The organism is Rhizobium azibense (assembly GCF_004342325.1).
Classification (GTDB): Bacteria; Pseudomonadota; Alphaproteobacteria; order Rhizobiales; family Rhizobiaceae; genus Rhizobium; species Rhizobium etli_B.
Window position 1 is genome coordinate 605,549 of sequence record NZ_SMBJ01000002.1, and the last position, 18,665, is coordinate 624,213.

Here is an 18,665-nt window from a genome sequence, read left to right on the forward strand (position 1 = left end):
TTACTTGCCGGATCAGGACGGATCGGGTGGCAGGCTGCATCTGCAGCACGGCCCGATCGACCTCGTCATCGGCGCCGATGACGGTCCTCGCCTGCGCTGCGACGCGGCAGAAATGCGCGCCCGTGCCTTCGACGTCGCAAGGGCGAGGTTCGAAACGGTGCTCGAGGAGCTGATGTCGGAACTGCCGCTGCTTCGCGCCGAAGCGGATCCGGACATGTCCGATCCGCGCGGAAGCGTCGCCAGACGGATGGTCGCGGCAGTGAAGCCGCTTTCGCGATACCGCTTCATCACCCCGATGGCAGCCGTTGCCGGCGCCGTCGCGGAGGAGACTCTCGAGTCAATGGTTGCCGCTTTTTCACCGGTCGAAAGACCGGCCCGGATCTACGTCAACAATGGCGGCGACATCGCGGTGCATCTCCACGGCGACGCCTCCTTCCGCGTCCGCATCGCGCGACTAGACAATGTTTCGCTTGGCCATTTCGAGCTGAAGGCGGCCTCGCAGAGCCGCGGTATCGCCACCAGCGGCAGGGGGGGCCGCAGCCTTTCGCTCGGCATTGCCGAATCCGTCACTGTCATCGCCCGCACCGCGGCAGAGGCCGATGCCGCCGCGACGCTCATCGCCAATGCCGTCGATCTCCCCGGCCATCCGGCAATCGAACGCGTCCGCGCCGTCGATGTCCGCGACGACAGCGACCTCGGAACAAGGCTCGTAGTGCGCAATTGCGGCAGGCTGGCATCCAACGAGGTCGAGGAAGCCCTGTCACGCGGGGTCGCGGAAGCTGAACGTTTCATAGCGCTCGGTTTCATCGAAAGAGCCGCCCTTTTTCTTCAGGATCAGGGGCGCCTGGCAATGGCGTGCGATCAGGACTCCACCGGAATCACAATCAACGCAACGGAGCACGTCAACCATGGCCGAACCAAAGATCAGGAAAATCCTTACAGCGGTGGAGGAAATTCGCCATGAAGGCGGCACGCCACCTGCAAAGCCGCTGAAGTGCGGCGCCGTTCTTGCGGTTATCGAAAATCCGTTCGCGGGCGCCTATCACGAGGATATTCAGGGCTTCATGAAGGATCTGGAGCCTCTCGGCCTCGACATGGCGAGGCGGCTGATAGAAGCGCTCGGTGGCGAGGCGGGTGCGATCGAGGGCTATGGCAAGGGCGCGATTGTCGGTCAGGCCGGCGAACTGGAGCATGGCGCCCTGTGGCATGTGCCGGGCGGCTATGCCATGCGCGAGGCATTGGGCAACGCCAAGGCGATCGTGCCGTCGACGAAGAAAGTCGGCGCCGCCGGCGCGCGCCTGGACGTTCCGGTAACCCATATCAACGCGTCCTATGTGCGCAGTCATTTCGACGCGATGGAGGTCGGCCTTGCCGACGCACCGCGCGCAAACGAGATCGTGCTCGCGCTGGTCATGACCACCGGCGGACGCATTCACGCCCGCCTCGGCGGACTGAAAGCAGAAGATATCAAGGGAGAGGATGGACTGAGATGAAAGCCGAAATCCGCAAACTCGCCGTTTTTCTCGAGGAAACCCATTCTGAAATGGGACGGACGGTTTCGCCGCCGACCCGCAAGGCGGCCGCGGTCGCGGTTATCCGCAACCCCTTTGCCGGACGCTATGTCGAAGACCTGACGCCGCTGATCGATATCGGCGCCGAACTCGGCGGCCTGCTGGGGGAAAAATGCGTTGCGGCACTGGGCATTGAGCCCTCCGAGGCGCAGAGCTACGGCAAGGCAGCCATGGTCGGCGAGAACGGCGAGCTGGAACATGCCGCCGCCTTGCTGCATCCTGCCATGGGCAAGCCGCTTCGCGCCGCCGTGGAGAAAGGCGCCGCCCTGGTCCCGTCTTCGAAGAAGCGTGGCGGGCCCGGCCAGGCTCTCGACATACCCCTCGGCCACAAGGATGCAGCCTTCGTCCGCTCACACTTCGACGGCATGGAGGTAAGCCTCAATGATTCTCCGCGCGCCGACGAGATCATGGTCGCCGTTGCCGTAACAGACAGCGGAAGGCCTTTTGCCCGCATCGGCGGCCTGAAGGTGGACGAGATCGAAGGCAAGGACGGACTGCGCTAGATCACGATGGTTGGTTCAATCATGTGAAGGATTCTAAAAGGTTAAGGTGTGGTGCGGGACGTGCGCCCCACCTTTCCTCCCCAAGGCCCCGACGCTTGCGAAGCCTGGTCTGATCGCGACGTGCGGAGAAGCTGGTATGGGAGAGCGCCCGGGCTCAAGCGCCGGTTATGGACAAGATGCACGCATGCCTGGCGACGCGACAATATCGATGTTTGGTCACTTTTCATGATCCAGTCGGCAGGTCAAAGCGCTACGGCAAGCTTAGCGCGCCTCAAAGCCGGACGGGTGCTGCGTCAGCCCCCATACTGGGCATAGCGGCCGAAGACGATCTCCGGTACCGCCGTGGCCGGCGGCGTGTTGCGGCTTCGTTGCGTCCGGATCACGCCGTCGATGACTGTCATGCCGATCCCGGGCAGGTTGCCGAGCTTCACGGACTCTAGGAGGGTCGCGCCTGGCGCATGCTGGGCCCGGTCCATGATGACGAAGTCGGCCGTCCTGCCGGGCTCGATGATGCCGCAGTCGAGATTGCGCTGGCGGGCCGTATTGCCGGTGGCAAAACAGAAGGCCACCTCCGCCGGCGTGTCGGAAAGGCTAGCGACCAGCGACACCATGCGCAGGATGCCGAGCGGCTGAACGCCAGAACCTGCCGGTCCATCGGTGCCGAGGATGACCTGATCGAGCTTCTTGAGTTCACGCGCCGTGTTGACCGTCAGCAGCGCTGCACGCTCGTTGCCGTTGTGGACGATCTCAAGACCCCGCATGCAGCGCTCGCAGATGCAGACGATCTGGTCATCCGGCAGCGCCGTATGCCCGCCGTTCAGATGGCCGACCACATCGGTGTCCGCCTCCAGCACCACATCCTTGTCGATCAGGCCCGAGCCGGGAATCGAAGGGCCACCGGTGTGGATTGTGCTCTGGATGCCGTATTTGCGCGCCCAGGCCACCATCTGCTTGGCATTGGCCGCGTCCTTGACGCCGCCAAGACCGACCTCGCCAAGCAGCTTGACGCCGGCCTCCGCCAGATCCTTGAAATCCTGCTCGACCATGCCCGTCTCGATGACTGGCGCACCGGCATGGACCTTGACCCCCGAGGGGCGGAAATTTTCGTAGAACCGCTGCGAGGCAATCGCATGCGCTTTGAGGCCGACGATGTCGCGCGGACGGCCGGGTGCATGCACTTCGCCAGCCGAGATCATCGTCGTCACGCCGCCGTTGAGCGTCGAGTCGATCCAGTTCAGCTGCTGCTGGCGCGGTGTATAGTCGCCGATTACCGGATGCACGTGGCTGTCGATGAGCCCCGGGGCGACCGTCGTCGCCCTGGCGTCGACGACCGTCTTGGCGCCTTCCGTGTCGATGTCCTTCTCATAACCTACGGCGGTGATAATTCCGTCGTCGCAAACGATGCAGTCGCCGTCGAGGATCGGCTGCTCGATTTTACCGGAAAGAATCAGGCCGATATTCTTGATGACCAGCCTGCCAGCCTTTTCGTTTCCGCCCGCTACATCAGCCATATTCGTCCCCTTCCCCTGTTTGTTGCACGCCGGATCCGGGCGAAATTTATCTGCGGCACAGTTCGGCGATCCAATTTGCACACGAATGCTAACTTTGCCGGAAATTTCTGTCGAGCCCAAATCCTTTATTGACAAAAGCGCGGTTTGGGATTTCCATTTCATTCGTACACAAACAAATTATCGCCGATGGAACGGGAAAACGGGGATGACCACGCAATCGAGCGGCAAAACCGGTGCAGGAGAGACGCACGACGCCGATTGGCCGAAGTCTCCAGCCCCGGCAGACGTCTTTGCGCAGACCGTGACGGCAGTAAAGCACTACACCGACCGGCTGTTCCATTTCCGCATCACCAGGCCCGCAAGCTTTCGCTTCCGCTCCGGCGAATTCGTCATGATCGGCCTGCCGAATGCGCCAAAGCCGGTGTTTCGCGCATATTCGATGGCCAGCCCCTCGTGGGACGAGGAGATCGAATTCCTTTCGATCAAGGTGCGGGGCGGGCCGTTCACCGAACACCTGCAGAAGATCGTTCCCGGGGACACGGTGCTGATGCGCAAGAAACCGACCGGCACGCTGGTGCTCGATGCCCTGCTGCCGGGCAAGCGGCTCTACCTCTTTTCGACCGGAACCGGCGTGGCGCCATTCGCGAGCCTTATCCGCGATCCGGAAATCTATGAGAAATTCGAGGAAGTGATCCTCGTGCAGACCTGCCGAGAAGTCGCCGAGCTCACCTACATCACCGAACTGGTAGACGGACTTAAGCACGATCCGCTGGTTGGCGAAACAGCAAGCGAAAAACTACGCCTCCACACGACGACGACACGCGAAGCCTTCCCGCGTATGGGCCGCGTCACCGATCTCATCCGCAGCGGAGCCTTCTTTAGCGAAACCGGGTTGCCGCTCTTCGATCCGACGCAGGACCGCGCCATGATCTGCGGCTCGATGCAGATGCTGAAGGACAGCAAGACGGTTCTTGAATCCTTCGGCCTCGTCGAAGGTAGCAACCACGCGCCGGCCACTTATGTCGTCGAACGGGCATTCGTCGGTTGACTTCAAAGCGCTACCTGGCCGCGGTCATCGTCGCCTGCAGGCCCAAACTGGATGGCCCCGGTGGCCCATCCGGAGGAGGCAGGACGATCTTGGAACACTTTCGATATCAGCTCGCGCGGCACCGAAAGGTCCCCAAAATGTGTCGGCCCGCAGCCTTTCAACGCCGCCACGGCCTATGGTTCAGCTGGTCGCGCGGCGTGCGTCACGACTGCTCCGTCCATGACATAGGTCGCATAGCGATGGTCGCGGATCATGATGATCCGGCCATCCCGCCATTCGAGCAGCATGAAGTACGCAGGAACGCTCGCCGGTTCGTCCGACACCAGCAGTATCTCCCGACCCTCCAGCCGAGCCGGTTCGACCCCGACGCGCGGATATTCTGCATAGTAAGTGAAAAACCGGCCGACTTGCGCGGCGCCAGAGATCTCCGGCCGTCGCGCCTGGCGAAGCCGGACGTCCTCGGCCAGCAGTCGGCGCAGCGCGGCCCAGTCTTGGGCGTTGAACAATGCCGCGAAGTTCAAGGCCTCAGCACTCGCCGGGCGAGGAACCTCGGACTGTGTTTCAGACATGGACCGCAGCCTCGCGCGGCCGCGTGCCAGATGGGCCTTGACGGCATCGACGCTCAGCTCCAGCAGCGCCGCGATATCTGCAAGCGACTCGTCCAGTACATCCTTGAGGATCACGGTGCTGCGCTGCGGCACGGGCAATTCGGCAAAGCGCGCCACTGCAAACCGCACCGCTTCCTGACGCATCACGGCGTCTTCCGGATCGACCGTGCCGGCGTCGGCCAGGGCGAAGGCCGTTTCCAGCGGTTCTGACCGGCGGGTGCGGCGTTGGCGCAGCGCGTCGATGGCGCGATTGTGGACGATGCGGAACAGCCAGGGTCGCAGCGGCGTTCCCGGCGAAACCGCGCCGATCCGCGTGAAGGCGCGGGCAAAGGCGTCCTGAACCACATCCTCGCCGTCGATCACCGAACCCACCAGACGGGCGGCATAGCGGTGCAGTTCGGGGCGAAGCGCATCCGCCTCGGCTGCCAGAGCCGCGCGCCGGGCGTCGTCTCCCGCCTCGGCCCCGATGGTCACTTCATCCGTCATTCGATGACCGTCACGCCGGTATCCCCACGCACAGCATAGAACATGGCCTCGGCCAGCCCCGTCTTGCCGATCAGGTCGGCAACCATATCGCCAAAGGCCCGCGGTGTCATGTCCGGCCAGGTGGCGGCCTGTTCAGCGAATGTCCGCCCCGACGCCGCGGCGTAGGCGGCAATGCCGGTGTCGCCGACGCCGGTTCCGGCGAACATCTGCCGGGGAATGATGACCCGGAACCGCAGATCCAGTTCGAGCTGCGTGGATAGTGCCTCGGCATATTTGGCGATGAACCACTGGGCCCTCTTCGCTCCGGCATAGCCACCCGACAGCGGTGAACCCTGCACGGCAGCTCCACTGGAGACGAAGATGACCAGTCCGCCCGGCGCCATTGGCAACGTCAGGGCGGCCTGGGCCCAGTGCAGCGCGGCCTTGACGTCCACGTTCCAGTTGGTTGCGAAGGCCCCCCAGCCGATCCGGTCGATCCGATCCATGGGCGGTTTCGCCCCGACATTCACGATCGCAATGTCGGGCCGGGTGTCGGCCATGATCTGCTTCGCCACGCCGGCGTCGGTCGCGTCGGCCGATATCGTGGCGACGGCCAGCCGCTCGCCCACCTCCTGCAAAGCCGTTGCGTTGCGGGCCACCACGGTAACCCCCGCCGCGCGTGCCACGAAGGTCTCGACCAGCCCCAACCCCAGGCCGCGACTTCCGCCGACGACCACGATTCGCTTTCCGTTCACATCCATGATCCAGTCCTAGCAATGTTCTGATCCGGCCGCTCGAAGACGGCCGCAGCAAGGACGTTCCAACGAGGCAAAAGGAGTCACTGCCGGCCCCAGTCCGGTGGGGACCATGTCCGGGCCGTTTGAACAGCTGAAGGTGGACGGCCTTCACTTGCGGTCCGAAGCGCCGCCAGGCGCAGGCAAAATCCGCTTTGTCCGCAATCTGGCCGAGAACCGTCTTCAGTCGACCCATGGACGAAGCCGCTCGCGCGGCACTGGCGCCCGTGGTGAAGGTGCAGCAATGATTTGAACGACGTGAATTTGCAGATGTGCGGTCCTGGCTGGCGATCGGGGTGTTTAACCTCAGACAGGAGGCTGCCTTGAGGCAGGAGAGGACGACCCCGAGCGGATGATCGAAGACATGCGTATCCGTGGGCTCGGCGACAGGCGCGGCAGGCCCATATTCGGACAATCAAGGATTTCGCCGGATTTTTCAAGCGATCACCAGATACGGCGACACCCGATGACCTGCGCGCCTGCCTTCCACGAAGGGGCCAGTTCGGCGAACCTTCGGCCCATGCCCGGCAATGCGACCCCGGCTGAAGCCTTGCCCAGCTCTCGGTGCCGGCGGCTGCGGCCGACGCTTTGCAGACCCTCGGCAACGTTCTAAAATCCCGGTGGAAGCCCGAGACGATCGTGATCGGCCATCGCCTCATGGGTTCGCCAGTTGCCACCGATATCACGGAGAGCGGATGCTGACGACACGTCGAATGCTGGTGCAGGCCTCCTTGGGTGTGATGGCCGCACTGAATGTGCCGCCGCTCTTGGCACATGCCCAGGACCAGCGGCCGGTCACCCGCCGTATTCCTTCGACGGGCGAGGCGATTCCGGCCGTCGGACTTGGGACCTGGATCACCTTCAATGTCGGAGACGATCCGACGCTCAGGGACGAATGCGCGCAGGTCATGGCAGCCTTCTTCGAGGCCGGCGGGCGCATGATCGACTCCTCGCCCATGTACGGATCATCGCAGCCCGTCGTCGGCTATGGCCTGCAAAAGCTCGGTCAGCCGCCGGGGCTGTTTTCGGCGGAGAAGGTCTGGACGTCCTCGGGGGCCGACGGTCCAAACCAGATCGAGCGATCCCGCCGTTTCTGGAATGTGCCGCGCTTCGACCTCATTCAGGTTCACAACCTGCTTGCCTGGGAGGCGCATCTGCAAACGCTGTTCGCAATGAAGGCAGCTGGCTTGGTGCGCTATGTCGGGATTACGACCTCCGAAGGGCGCCGTCATGATCTTCTTGAACAGATCATGCGGCATGAGGCCGTCGATTTTGTACAACTTACCTATAATATCATCGATCGCGAGGCGGAAGAGCGGATCCTGCCGCTGGCGGCCGAACGTGGAATTGCTGTGATCATCAACCGGCCCTTCCGGCAAGGCGCGCTGACGAGCCGGCTCGACGGCGAACCGATGCCCGCATGGGCAGCCGAAATTGGTGCATCGAGTTGGGCTCAGTTCCTGCTGAAGTTCATTCTCTCCCACCCGGCCGTCACCGTCGCGATCCCAGCCACGACACGTGTTGACCATGTGCGTGAGAACGTCGCGGCAGCGGCGGGCTTGTTGCCCAACGCTGTCACTCGCGAGCGCATGGCGGCCCATGTGCAGGAACTTTGATGTCGGAATGGTGGACCTACAGCCTTGAGGATTTTCTGCTCTTTTCGCCACGCGTCTACTGGCGGATGTTCGAGTTGCACAATGCGATGGTCTGTCCACTACAGGCGCTCACACTGGTTTGCGGCCTTGTCATGGTTGCCCTTATCGTGCGACGGTCTCCTGCCTCTAGACGCTTCGTCGCGCTCGTATTTGCTATCCTTTGGGCCTTTGTCGGATGGTCTTTTCTATGGAACCGCTACGCGACAATAAACTGGGCCGCCGCTTACCTTGCACCCGCATTTGCCGGTGAGGCACTGCTGCTCTTCGTCATCGGCACGCTGATTGACGGCCTTGTCTTTTGCCGGCGCGGACCCGCCGCGTGGACGGGATATGCGCTTCTCGCCTTCGCGCTCGCCGGGCAGCCGCTGCTTGCGCCGCTGCAGGGACGGGCCTGGACCTCGTCCGAAATCTTTGGCGTCGCGCCCGATCCGACATCGATCGGAACGTTGGGCTTCCTGCTTCTTGCCCGCAGCAAGTTCTTGCCGCTGCTCCTTCCTATCCCCCTTCTCTGGTGTTCCTTGAGCGGCCTGACACTTATGAGCATGGGAGCGCCGGAGGCATGGGCATCTTTTGCGGCCGTAGCGCTCGCCCTCGCAGCCTGCATTGGAGCGATCATCAACGAGCAACGACCGACCGCGAGATGATTGCGATGCCGTTGCGTGAAGGATGGCACTCTCCAGCGCCGCCCGCCAGTGGAGAGCGCCGTGAGTAGGCCATCGCGACAGCGTATCAATTTTGTCCGGGCAACCGACCGAGATTTGCAGGCTCACGATCCATCGAATCGTTCAAGCATTTTCTCAAGCTGAACATTCTGTAAACGCAGCTTGTGCGCCAACTGGCTTCTCAGTTGCCTGATCTCCTCGTCCAGGCTTGCCACCTCATCGAAGAAACCATCTCGACGGGAGGAGGATTGCGCGCCCTGGTCGCTCCTTGCGACAGCAGTGCTCTTCGAAACCAAGTCGGCGCGGGGCGTCTTCGTGCGGCCCAGCCGCTTTGTCCGCGGTGTTCGTGGAGACTTTCCACTTGGCCGGCCTTCCTGCATCGACGTGTCGCCAAGGGATCGGCTAGTTTCATGAGGAGCAGGGCTCTGGACCCCTTCACCATCCCTTGGCCGCGAGACTGACGGAGGGCCATTAAGATCGCTGTCGGGTTCAGCTGAAGTCGGCCTTGCCAGTGGATCAACGGCGGGATTGTCATCGTGGTCAGCACCACCGGATACTTCCGTTGAGTTTGACGAAAGAGCCGAGGTCTGTCGTATGCCGCTTTCGCCTGCCACCCTATCGGCATCATCTCCAACGGAGCTCTCTGGTGTTTCTATCGGCCGCCTTCGCGAAGCCAACTGAGCAAGGAATTTCCATGGTGTTTTCATAGTGCTTCAACCTCGAGCAATCCGCAGCAGGGCGTTGCCGCAGCTTTAGATCCGGCCCCCGACTGAGGCTGGCCGGATCTCTACTGTCGATCTCCCGGCCGAGCCCCATGCTTGTCGATCAGACGAGCCCGAGCCGCTTGCGCAGATCGGTATTTTCCGCGCGAAGCTTATCTGCGAGGGTTTTTCGAAGCCTTTTATTCTCTTCTTCAAGCTGAGTAAGCTCTGCAAACTCATCAAAAGCCGCTAACGGCGCCTTGGCTGTCTGCACGGTTTGCTTTGGCGTCCGCTTTCTACCGATATCCTTGATTGGATCCTTGCTCGCGCTCTTGCCAGTGATTTGCGTTTCCTGGGGCGCCAGCTTTGCCTGCCCGGCCTGATCACCACTCTTCCTGCGACCACCCGGCAGCTGTGCCGTCTTGGCAGGTGATGCAGCCACGGTTGCTCCGGCAGATGCCTTCTGGCCCCGCGGTGCGCGCGGCTTTTTAGTCGCCGGCATCTTTTCGGCTGCATCCGTCCCTGCGACTTCGGTAGTGGAGCCCGTATTGTTCTCGTCAGCCATCAGTTTTCTCCCTCTGTAGGTAAGTGTTCTTTTGAGCTGAGTGAAAGACGGAGTCAACACGAGCGCCTTATGGATAGCTCACGCTGAGACACGGCGCCAACGCCGGTATTTGAAGATCGGCGAAGCAGCTGACGCTCCTCGCTCGCCACGAGCCTGTTCGAACTGCGGGCAGCGATCCGAATGAGCTCGGCTGTTTTATGAAATGCGTGCGTTGATTCAACTGGCCTCGTCGAGGATCCGAAGTCGGCGTTGCCCGGTGCCGATAGCTTGAGCCGGTTTGCGTCGGCAGCAGGACTTAAACCTCTTTCGACGCAGGAGAGATACGCGCGAGCTTGCCCTCTTCCGCCTTGTAGAAATATTGGCTGGCCACCAACCATCCCTTCAGCGGCCGCAGGGGCGGGATGCATGTCGCCAGCATAAAGGGACCGGTGACCAGCAGGTGGACCCACAAGGGCGCGCTGTACTGGACCTCGAGCCACACGCCGAGCAGCACACTTGGCACGCAAGCAAAGCAGATGACGAAGAATGCGGGACCATCCGCCGGATCTGCGAAGTTGTAGTCGAGGCCGCAGACCTCGCATTCGGGCCTGATCTTCAGGAAGCCGTTGAACATATGCCCCTGGCCGCAGCGCGGGCATCGTCCCTTGAGCCCTGTTGCCGTCGGCGGAATTGGTGGCCACTCGGTTTGCATGAAGGTCGATCCTCGTCCATGCACGCGCAAATGCATGCATTCATCCGTGGAGTTGTATGCATTCAATATAGGTTCATATCTTGGTTTGATGCGATATGGCATATTGCCGCAGAACTCTCATTCCGGATCATTGACAGGGCGCGCCAAACTAGAAGAAGGACGCCGCCAGTTCAGGTGAGCCTTCGAGTGCGTGGCCCATGAATTCGAGAGCGCTCCGCAGCCTTTTGCGGTCGATGGGGCCTCCAAGGCAGACGCGCACCGCCTCCTGCACCTGACCTTCGACCGTAAATGCATCGCTGGCGACGACGCCAATGCCGGAGGCGCGCATGTGGCTGCCGAAGATCGACCGCGTCCAGCCGTTCGTCAGCGGCAGCCAGATATTGAAGCTGATCGGATCGCCACGATAGCTACCAGGCGCAAGAATGGCTGCGACCATTTCCTGGCGTGCCGCTGCCTCCTTGCGGATGAACCGCAGGATCGTATCGGCCGTGCCATCTTCGATCCACCGCGTGGCAAGGGCCATGGTGAGCGGAGAGGCCATGACATTATTGGCACGCATGGCGCTGACAAACGGCCAGATCGCCTTGGTATCTGGTGCAACGACATAGGCTAGCCGGAGCCCGGCGCCGATGCACTTTGCCAAGCCGCCGATATGCCAGGTGAGGTCCGGGGCCATTGCGGCAAACGGCGGCGGTGCATCCAGCGGAATGAAGCCATAGGCGTCATCCTCGATGATCGGGACGTGATATTTGCGCGCCACCGTGCAGATCTCTTGGCGCCGCTGCTCTGGGATCGTCAGGGTAAGCGGGTTCTGCAGGGTCGGGTTGAGATAGATTCCCTTGGGCTTCAATCGCTCGCAGGCTTCGCCAAAGGCGTCCGGCAAGATGCCTTGAGCGTCCATCGGCAAACCCGAGAGATTGAGACGCAACTGCGCTGCAATCGAGCGGATGCCGGGATAGGTGATGCTTTCTGACAGGATGGTTTCGGAGGGCCTTGCCAGCAGGCCGCAAATCGAAAGCAGCGCCGGGTGAGCGCCGGGTGTCACGAAGATGCGCTCCTGCGAAGGGACAAGGCCGCGACGGCCGAGCCAGGTGGCGGCGGCCTCCTTGTCCATGCCCGAGCCGCCAAATCCTTGATAGCGCAGAAGCGGGATAAGGCTGGAGGCCACCGCCGAGATGCCCTCGCGCATCCGCTCGATCAATTCCGGATCGTTGGGCTCCGGCGGCATGTTCATCGAAAGGTCGATCGCAGACGACCGGCGCGGATCGGGGGCGGTGTCTGACGCAAAGCCCCGCCGCTCCTTGTCGGCCCCACCGGTGACGAACGTGCCGCGGCCAACGTGCGAATCCACCAGTCCGCGCTTCTGCGCCTCGGCATAACCACGCGCGACGGTGGTGAAATCGATTCCCAGGTGCTTTGCCAACTCGCGCTGCGGCGGCAGACGATCACCGATGGCCAGATGACCGCTGCGCATATCCATCTCGATAAGGTCGGCGATGGCCATGTAGCGGGGGCTGTTGCTGCGGCTGAGGTCGGGTCGCCAGTCTTTCATGGGGATATCACATGTCCTTCTTCATCGATATTGACTGTATATTGTTGCAACCTCTTTCTGTCACGAGGAATGTCTCAAACCGCGACGCGAATGGTCGCCAGTGCAGCCTTTCAGGCAATGGCCGCCACGGCTTACGAGATGGCCGCCGGCTGCGTAAAGCAGTGAGCTGCTCGCCATCCCTCAAGCTTCTGCCACAGGCATTCAGCCTCGACTTTTCCGCTGCTTCTCGGGGCCGAACAGGTCGCTCGGTCCCCAACCGAGATCGAAACAACGATCTGAAGTTCGGCAGAACCAGAGATAAATAGCGCAGCCACGATCGGTGCCGGCCACACCTGATCTTGCCAGTTCAACAAGGACAAAAGCCGCCCGGACGAGCGGCCTCATGTCGCGATGATAAAGTCAGGCGTGGCGGACCTTGCGCGATATCGCTCTGTCGAGATCGGCAATCTGATGCTCTATCACGTGATAATGAAACCTGGATATCATACCGTCGCTGAGCGCCACCTGGATGGCTTGTCTGCGGATCGCGGCTTCTTGCGAACGGAGATCACGAACTTCAGCGGCACTGAGCATCATTCGCCCGCTATCGGCGGCGATACGGCCGTCTGCGGCACTGATCTCGGCAAGTATGGTGTCCATCCGGCTGTCTGTGATGAACATCGGCATTGGATCCACAAGTGGGTCATCGTCGCCAGGCTCGCTCCGAGCCCAATGAGTGCGATGATCATTCTCGCCGGCGCGCGCACCGTGGGAATGGCGGGAAGGATGGGACGCAGCGAAAGCGGTTGCTAGCGGGACAGTTATGAGGATGGCGGTGAGCGCCGCCTTAACGATCAAAGAGCGCATTTTGCATCTCCCGAATGTGGAGGACGATTGTCTTTTTTCATCCTCCCGTCCGCAGTGTCGTCCAGTTCCGTCGTGTCGCGGTGGTCACTCATCGCCGGCGGTTCTCGACCTGCAATGCGACAGGATAGAAGCTTGCCGGCAAGACCTGTAATTAACAAAAGATAATTTTTGTCGCTACTGGGCGTCCAGCAATGCAACCTGTCTTTGCGTCCCGGCGGTGGAACAGTGGCGGAAGGCTAAAAGTCTCATGCCGTCGCTGAGGATCGCTGCCCCAAATCAATCATCTTGTGTTTTGCCAGGAGCAAGGAGAGCCGCGTCGGGATTGGGGAAATGGCCCAATTCCGATCATCGTCAGTATCCCGTCATTTCCAAATAGCCATACCCCGCAGCACTTCCCTTGAACGAAATTGGACCTTCCCAATAGGGGGTGGTAGTTGCCATCCACGCTTTGTCGTTCAAGGGGCTCGTCGTCACGTCGAAGCCACGCTCGGCAATCCGCACGCGCCATGCAACCGGGACATCCCGCTCGCCGACGTGTGCTGTTCGCAAAGGCGTTATCTGCAGTGATCCCGGCGGCACAGGGGCAGGCCTGCCATCACGCGAAATCCAGTTTGCCGATGTGTAGCCGCCGCGGCTGTCGCGAAGACGGAACGCCATGAGTTTTTCACCGGAATCCAGGTGGAGCGAAAACCACTCCCATCCGGTTTGATCCTTGGCGAGGGGCTGCGACGACCATTCTCGATCAAGCCATGCCTTGCCGCTGACCCGAACGGTCTTGCCGCCAATGTCGAGAGAACCCGAAACCTCATAGAACGGCTGCGAGTAATAATAGCTCGCCTGCCCTTCGGCCGACTTCACCGAATAGCCTTGATCTCCCTGCAGCACGAGAGGACCGCTGGCCGAGAGTTCGAGCCTATAGGCGAAATCCTTTCCGGTCGCGTGGAGGCTAAGCTTGTCTAGCTGGTCGGCGCCCGGTTTGGACAGGCCTTTCATTTCCCAATCATCGATCCAGGCTAGAAAGGGTATGGCCTCGACACCTGCTTGGCCGACCCCTCCGCGGGCGCGTTTTTCGGCCAAGAGGTGCCGATCTTTCGCGGTGATCGCAGCATGGCCCAGCCAGACTTGAGGATCCGACCAGCCGCCCTCGGTCTTCGGCGCAAGGGCGGCGCGGAAAAGTGTCCATTGTACGCCGTACTGCGTCCGATCCTCGCTCTCCAGGTTTGCGGTAATGTACCACCATTCGATGCGGAATTCGGGATGGGGGCCGTGATCTTGCGGAAAGCTCAGTTGTATTCCGGGGCGTGGAACAGCGAAGCCCTCGGCGGTCGAGCCCAGGCCGGCAAATCCTTGCGAAATGGCGGCGGCAGGAACAGAGATTGCCGTGGCTACGGCAACAAAGGCGGCCAGTAGACCTCTAGCGTTCATTGGCAAACACCCTCAGCAAATCCGATGGCGCGACCGTCGCCAGCCGTCGGAGCGGAATAAAGACAGACAGGATCGCCGCAGCCAGCGCCACCAACCCGAGGACGAGCCAGTCCATGGGGAAAATCTGCAACGGCAGCCGCCAGCCGAAAGCCTCGACATTGACGATCGACAGCAGCACCCAGGAAAGCGCAAGGCCGACGGGGACCGCGGCAACGAAGGTCGCGAGCCACAGCGCCAGAGTGCGCAGCACTTCGAGCAGCCCAAGATCACGTCGCCTGATCCCCATCGCCCAGACAGGCGCAAGCTGCGGCAGTCGAATGCCCGACAAGGTCAGCAGGCTGGAGAACATCGCAAAACCTGCAACGCCGAGGGTGAAGAGATTGAGCATTCCGGTCACGGCAAAGGTCTGGTCGAAGACCGCCTGGGATTGCTGCTTCAGTGAAGCCTGGTCGATGACGTTTTCAGAAGGCAGACCGAATTCAGTCGTCAGGCGTTCCTTCAGCGCCGCAGCCTCGACCGGCCGTACACGCACACCATACCTCAGCTTTGGGACATCCGCGTAATGTGCCGTCAGGGCTTCGACGCCGACGATGACCTGTCCTTTTGGATTGCCGTAGTCAGAATAGACGCCAACGACGGGAACTGTCCAATTGCCGGGCAGGACCAGGCGATCGCCAATTTCGAGCCCCTTGCGACGCCAAAACTGCTCGTTGATGAGCGCTCCTTGCCCTGCTGCGACCTGGTCCCAGACATTGGTCGTGCCTGACAAGAGTGGCCAGTTGTCCCGATAGGTCGGGTCGCCTGCAGCTGCGCCGAAAATCTGCAGCCTGTCTCCGAGCACCTCACCCTCGATGCTCCAGATGGGAAGGACCGACGTCGAATGGTCCAACAGCCATGTCCGCAAGCGCATCGCTTCGTTCTCCTCTCGCGCAGTGACGTAAAGCTCTGCCGCCAGCCGCTGGTCGAGCCAGCCGATGAAAGTCAGGCGGAAACTGGAGACCATCGTGCCGACACCGACATTGGCGGCGAGCGCCAGCAACAGCGCCATCAGGGCAAGGCTTAGTCCAGGCAGCTGTTGCCGCGTATCGGCCCAGAACCACGTGACGAGTACGCGTGAAGAGTTTCTCTGCATGACGGCAAGACACGCCGATAGCATGCCCGGTAGCATCAGGGCCGCTCCGAGCAAGAGGCAGGCCAGCACTGCGAAGCCTGCGACCAGCCCGTGTCCGACATTCGCCAAAGTGACCGACGCAATCAGCAGCGCAAGCCCACCCAAAAACTGCAGTCGGATACCGATTGCCGTCGCTCGGGCCCAGGCGCGAGGCTGGGCTGCAGCCAGCAACGGCATGCACCGGACCCGCCAGAGGCTTTGGGCCGACGACACGATCGTTCCGCCGACCGCTATTCCGAGCCCCGTTGCCCACCATTCCGGCCGGATCGTCAGTGTAGCCGGGACGCTCGCTCCATAGAGCCCCTTAAGGGTTGCAGCCACATCCGGGAGCAACAGGGACGCCACGAAATAACCGATCACCACGCCGACAAGCCCTGAAAAGAAGGCCAGCGTCAGAAGCTCCGTCATCAGCAGGATGTTCAGCGACGACAGGGAAAGCCCGAGAGAGCGCAAGGTCCGGAAAGTGGCTCTGCGCTGCTCAAACGCCAGGCCGATCGTCGCGTATACGATGAACAGACCGACGGCAAACGCCAGGAAACCGAACGCTGTGAGGTTGAGGTGGAAGCTGTCGGTGAGCTGTGCGACATCCGGACGGTCGCCCGGTGGCTTTATTGCGACCTCGGGTGCGAGAATGTCGAGCGAAGTCAGATTCGCCCGTTGTTCCGGCGAAACGACGAGACGGCTTACCTCGCCGTGTCTGTCGAGAAGCTGCTCGGCGACGGCGATATCGGTGAACGCGGCTCCGTCCGGCAGGTCTGGCGACACCTCGAGCTGCATCTGGGTGTGCCCCTGGAGCCTCAGGGCCGTCGCCTTTGAAACCACAAGGGTACCCGTCAAGGCCGCCAGGCCGTTCCATTCTGCAGTGTTCAAGCCACGCCCCTGCGCCGGCATCGTCAACGGATCACTGCCGATAAGCCGCACACGGACATTTCCGAAGCGATGGTCGCCTTCGATAATGGGCGAGACGTTCCAGCCTGCCCTTCGCAATTTGGAATACGTGCTTAGGGGAACGGAATTGCCGTTTCTCGGTACGAGTTGCGTCAATTCGTTCTGCTCGAGCACAGAAGCTGCCCGCGCGTAACTCGCCCGCGCCTCTGCGTTGATCGCCTGGACACCCGACCAAAGCGCAGTCGCTAATGAAAGGCCGAGGATAAGCGTAAAAAATTGAAGGGGCCGACGCCGCCAATGCGAAACGAGAGCCGTTGCGGCGGTCCAGAGCATCAGGCGATCTTTCCGCCGCTGAGATGAACGCTGCGGTCGAGCATCTGTGCCAGCCTCGAGGAATGCGTTACCATCAAAAGCGCAGCCCCTGCACTCTTCGTCAGCGACAGCATGATGGCGAGCACAGCGTCCCCGGTCGCTTCGTCGAGGTTGCCGGTCGGTTCGTCGGCGAGAACAAGGGGCGGCCGCGCAGCAAGCGTTCTGCCGATCGCCACCCTCTGCTGCTGGCCGCCGGAAAGCTGCTCTGGGTATCGGGCGAGAAGCGCCTCGATGCCAAGATTTTCCACGAGCTGCCGCTCCCAGTCAGGATTGTGCCGGCCAGCAAGCCTTGCATGGAAGGAAATGTTGGCTGCGACATCGAGCGACGGAATCAGGTTGAACTGCTGAAACACCAACCCGACCTGCGAACGTCGATACTGGGCCCTTCCCCGATCGTCCAAAGCGGCAATATCCACGCCCGCTGACAGGATCTGTCCGGCATCTGGATAGTCAAGCCCGCCGACCAGGTGAAGCAGGGTACTCTTTCCGCTTCCCGACTCGCCGGTCAACGCGACGCTTTCGCCGGCATCGATATCGAAATCCACGCCTTTCAGGATCTCAAGAGGTCCTTCGGCGATCAAATAGGATTTTCTGACATTGCGGAGCGAGAGCAGCATCTGAGTTCGGGATCGATGACGATGTCAGAGTATTTAGGCACAACCGTCGGCTTTGTAACCATTCTTGCATGGCGATTTCGACCACGCGGCATCAATACTCCGCCAGCGCCTGTGTTCTTGATGTCGCCGGGACGCCCAGGGACCTGCGCAAGCTTGTTGGTGGCAAGTTTGAGAGGACATTTCATGGCGAACTGGCCGGGTTCGTTCGCTGCGTCGCCACCATGGCCGCCAGCACAATCAGGCCAGGTTCCGAAAACGCCCATCCTATCGGCACCGGAACGATGCAGAGACCGTGTTCGGGCGTCGCCGCCACCAGAGTAGATTAAGAAGGGGCTGGCTGGGACGACCACGACTCTTGAAGGCGTCAAACTGTGCGTCTCTACGCTGCAAAGATCATTGACCCCATCAGGTTGAGCAGAACCGCGGTTATGGCGATCGTCGCCGAGGAGAGCAGAAGCCCAATCAGAGTGACGAGGCCGTCACCCTCCATCATGGCAACTGCCAGGACCACCAGCGACAACACCGGCAGCACGTTGCCAAAGGGGATCGGCAGGGCAATCACCACGGCGAGCAGGAAGATGGGGAGGCCGAGCAAGGCCTGCGCATGTCGCCCGGTCAGCACCGCCATCCGATCGGCGCGCACGATTTTCTCCACCCTTTCGATCATCGGAACCGAGTGACGGAAGATAAGATCAAGCGTCGCGAACGAAAGGTGACGGTTTCGGACGATGGCAGGCAACCACACCGTCCGGCGACCCGCGCTAATCTGGAGCGAGACCAGAGCAAGCGTCGTGCCGAACACCATGCCGAACGGGCCGGGTATCGGCGTCAGGGCCGGGATTGCCAGAAACAGGACCGTGAAAGCAATGCCGGCCGGACCCATGCACTCCAAAGCCTCTCCAATGGAGAGGCCGCCTTTTGCCCGGGCGAGTTCCACCATCTCCCTCAGTTGCGCGCGGGCCACTCCGCGCGACTGTTTGTGCCCGTCTTGTTCGAACAACTTATTCAACCCATCTCAAA

The 18,665-nt window shown here is 61.5% G+C and carries 18 protein-coding genes; 7 read left to right on the plus strand and 11 right to left on the minus strand.

All coding sequences use genetic code 11. From position 1 onward, the window contains the following. The first annotated feature begins 4 nt into the window (after positions 1–4). The 3 genes from EV130_RS06955 to EV130_RS06965 are packed head-to-tail and all read left to right on the plus strand — an operon-like array spanning position 5 to position 2,074. Positions 5–964 (plus strand): UPF0280 family protein, encoded by a 960-nt coding sequence (locus EV130_RS06955; RefSeq protein WP_132659736.1) that lies wholly within the window; start codon positions 5–7, stop codon positions 962–964. Continuing rightward, positions 909–1,493, plus strand: a complete 585-nt coding sequence (locus tag EV130_RS06960) for an amino acid synthesis family protein (protein WP_132659738.1) — start codon at positions 909–911, stop codon at positions 1,491–1,493. Before EV130_RS06955 ends, EV130_RS06960 begins: the two co-directional genes overlap by 56 nt. Continuing rightward, positions 1,490–2,074: an amino acid synthesis family protein gene (locus EV130_RS06965; RefSeq protein ID WP_074065148.1), complete on the plus strand. Its 585-nt coding sequence runs from the start codon at positions 1,490–1,492 to the stop codon at positions 2,072–2,074. Before EV130_RS06960 ends, EV130_RS06965 begins: the two co-directional genes overlap by 4 nt. Positions 2,075–2,367: 293 nt before the next feature. On the opposite strand, the gene EV130_RS06970 is transcribed toward EV130_RS06965, so the two are convergent. Continuing rightward, on the minus strand, positions 2,368–3,585 hold the full coding sequence (locus EV130_RS06970; RefSeq protein ID WP_074065149.1) for an amidohydrolase family protein: 1,218 nt from the start codon (positions 3,583–3,585) through the stop codon (positions 2,368–2,370). Between the two features lie 205 nt (positions 3,586–3,790). Between EV130_RS06970 and EV130_RS06975 the strand changes: the two genes are divergently transcribed. Continuing rightward, the gene (locus EV130_RS06975; protein ID WP_074065150.1) at positions 3,791–4,633 is read left to right on the plus strand and encodes a ferredoxin--NADP reductase; all 843 of its coding nucleotides are present in this window, start codon (positions 3,791–3,793) and stop codon (positions 4,631–4,633) included. 173 nt (positions 4,634–4,806) lie between these two features. Here the strand turns inward: EV130_RS06975 and EV130_RS06980 are convergent, their stop codons facing one another. Both EV130_RS06980 and EV130_RS06985 read right to left on the minus strand, forming a co-directional pair. After that, positions 4,807–5,727, minus strand: a complete 921-nt coding sequence (locus EV130_RS06980) for an RNA polymerase sigma factor (protein ID WP_132659740.1) — start codon at positions 5,725–5,727, stop codon at positions 4,807–4,809. After that, entirely contained in the window at positions 5,724–6,467 is a 744-nt protein-coding gene (locus EV130_RS06985; RefSeq protein ID WP_132659742.1) for an SDR family NAD(P)-dependent oxidoreductase, read from the minus strand. The genes EV130_RS06980 and EV130_RS06985 overlap by 4 nt, the downstream gene beginning before the upstream one ends. Positions 6,468–6,573: 106 nt before the next feature. Here EV130_RS06985 and EV130_RS06990 point away from each other — a divergent pair, with 106 nt between their 5' ends. The 3 genes from EV130_RS06990 to EV130_RS07005 all read left to right on the plus strand — a co-directional run bounded on the left by EV130_RS06990 (position 6,574) and on the right by EV130_RS07005 (position 8,799). Further along, a complete protein-coding gene (locus EV130_RS06990) occupies positions 6,574–6,753 on the plus strand; it encodes a hypothetical protein (protein ID WP_074065153.1) in 180 nt (59 codons plus the stop codon). A 442-nt stretch (positions 6,754–7,195) separates the two neighbouring features. Next, a complete protein-coding gene (locus EV130_RS07000; RefSeq protein ID WP_132659744.1) occupies positions 7,196–8,116 on the plus strand; it encodes an aldo/keto reductase in 921 nt (306 codons plus the stop codon). Continuing rightward, positions 8,116–8,799, plus strand: a complete 684-nt coding sequence (locus EV130_RS07005) for a DUF6064 family protein (RefSeq protein ID WP_132659746.1) — start codon at positions 8,116–8,118, stop codon at positions 8,797–8,799. The genes EV130_RS07000 and EV130_RS07005 overlap by 1 nt, the downstream gene beginning before the upstream one ends. An 843-nt stretch (positions 8,800–9,642) precedes the next feature. Here the strand turns inward: EV130_RS07005 and EV130_RS07010 are convergent. From EV130_RS07010 to EV130_RS07045, 8 genes are all read right to left on the minus strand, one after another. Further along, a complete protein-coding gene (locus EV130_RS07010) occupies positions 9,643–10,083 on the minus strand; it encodes a SyrB-like regulator (protein WP_132659748.1) in 441 nt (146 codons plus the stop codon). Positions 10,084–10,378: 295 nt separating this feature from the next. After that, on the minus strand, positions 10,379–10,774 hold the full coding sequence (locus EV130_RS07015) for a DUF983 domain-containing protein (protein ID WP_074065158.1): 396 nt from the start codon (positions 10,772–10,774) through the stop codon (positions 10,379–10,381). A 148-nt stretch (positions 10,775–10,922) separates the two neighbouring features. After that, on the minus strand, positions 10,923–12,326 hold the full coding sequence (locus tag EV130_RS07020; protein WP_074065159.1) for an aminotransferase-like domain-containing protein: 1,404 nt from the start codon (positions 12,324–12,326) through the stop codon (positions 10,923–10,925). 399 nt (positions 12,327–12,725) lie between these two features. Further along, positions 12,726–13,172, minus strand: coding sequence for a hypothetical protein (locus tag EV130_RS07025; protein ID WP_132551825.1), 447 nt, complete (start codon positions 13,170–13,172; stop codon positions 12,726–12,728). 351 nt (positions 13,173–13,523) lie between these two features. Beyond that, positions 13,524–14,597: a lipocalin-like domain-containing protein gene (locus EV130_RS07030; RefSeq protein ID WP_132551826.1), complete on the minus strand. Its 1,074-nt coding sequence runs from the start codon at positions 14,595–14,597 to the stop codon at positions 13,524–13,526. Further along, positions 14,587–16,989, minus strand: a complete 2,403-nt coding sequence (locus tag EV130_RS07035; RefSeq protein WP_132551827.1) for an ABC transporter permease — start codon at positions 16,987–16,989, stop codon at positions 14,587–14,589. Before EV130_RS07035 ends, EV130_RS07030 begins: the two co-directional genes overlap by 11 nt. Next, on the minus strand, positions 16,989–17,645 hold the full coding sequence (locus EV130_RS07040; protein ID WP_074065164.1) for an ABC transporter ATP-binding protein: 657 nt from the start codon (positions 17,643–17,645) through the stop codon (positions 16,989–16,991). Before EV130_RS07040 ends, EV130_RS07035 begins: the two co-directional genes overlap by 1 nt. A gap of 379 nt (positions 17,646–18,024) precedes the next feature. Further along, positions 18,025–18,645: an exopolysaccharide biosynthesis protein gene (locus EV130_RS07045; protein WP_074065724.1), complete on the minus strand. Its 621-nt coding sequence runs from the start codon at positions 18,643–18,645 to the stop codon at positions 18,025–18,027. Between the last annotated feature and the right edge of the window lie 20 nt (positions 18,646–18,665).

Coding starts and splice junctions, on each gene's coding strand:
- EV130_RS07035 (WP_132551827.1), bottom strand. CDS start 16,989: ATGCTCTGGACCGCCGCAACGGCTCTCGTTTCGCATTGGCGGCGTCGG.
- EV130_RS07020 (WP_074065159.1), bottom strand. CDS start 12,326: ATGAAAGACTGGCGACCCGACCTCAGCCGCAGCAACAGCCCCCGCTAC.
- EV130_RS07030 (WP_132551826.1), bottom strand. CDS start 14,597: ATGAACGCTAGAGGTCTACTGGCCGCCTTTGTTGCCGTAGCCACGGCA.
- EV130_RS07040 (WP_074065164.1), bottom strand. CDS start 17,645: ATGCTGCTCTCGCTCCGCAATGTCAGAAAATCCTATTTGATCGCCGAA.
- EV130_RS06965 (WP_074065148.1), top strand. CDS start 1,490: ATGAAAGCCGAAATCCGCAAACTCGCCGTTTTTCTCGAGGAAACCCAT.
- EV130_RS06970 (WP_074065149.1), bottom strand. CDS start 3,585: ATGGCTGATGTAGCGGGCGGAAACGAAAAGGCTGGCAGGCTGGTCATC.
- EV130_RS06975 (WP_074065150.1), top strand. CDS start 3,791: ATGACCACGCAATCGAGCGGCAAAACCGGTGCAGGAGAGACGCACGAC.
- EV130_RS07000 (WP_132659744.1), top strand. CDS start 7,196: ATGCTGACGACACGTCGAATGCTGGTGCAGGCCTCCTTGGGTGTGATG.
- EV130_RS06960 (WP_132659738.1), top strand. CDS start 909: ATGGCCGAACCAAAGATCAGGAAAATCCTTACAGCGGTGGAGGAAATT.
- EV130_RS07015 (WP_074065158.1), bottom strand. CDS start 10,774: ATGCAAACCGAGTGGCCACCAATTCCGCCGACGGCAACAGGGCTCAAG.
- EV130_RS06990 (WP_074065153.1), top strand. CDS start 6,574: ATGTCCGGGCCGTTTGAACAGCTGAAGGTGGACGGCCTTCACTTGCGG.
- EV130_RS06980 (WP_132659740.1), bottom strand. CDS start 5,727: ATGACGGATGAAGTGACCATCGGGGCCGAGGCGGGAGACGACGCCCGG.
- EV130_RS07010 (WP_132659748.1), bottom strand. CDS start 10,083: ATGGCTGACGAGAACAATACGGGCTCCACTACCGAAGTCGCAGGGACG.
- EV130_RS07005 (WP_132659746.1), top strand. CDS start 8,116: ATGTCGGAATGGTGGACCTACAGCCTTGAGGATTTTCTGCTCTTTTCG.
- EV130_RS06985 (WP_132659742.1), bottom strand. CDS start 6,467: ATGGATGTGAACGGAAAGCGAATCGTGGTCGTCGGCGGAAGTCGCGGC.
- EV130_RS07025 (WP_132551825.1), bottom strand. CDS start 13,172: ATGCGCTCTTTGATCGTTAAGGCGGCGCTCACCGCCATCCTCATAACT.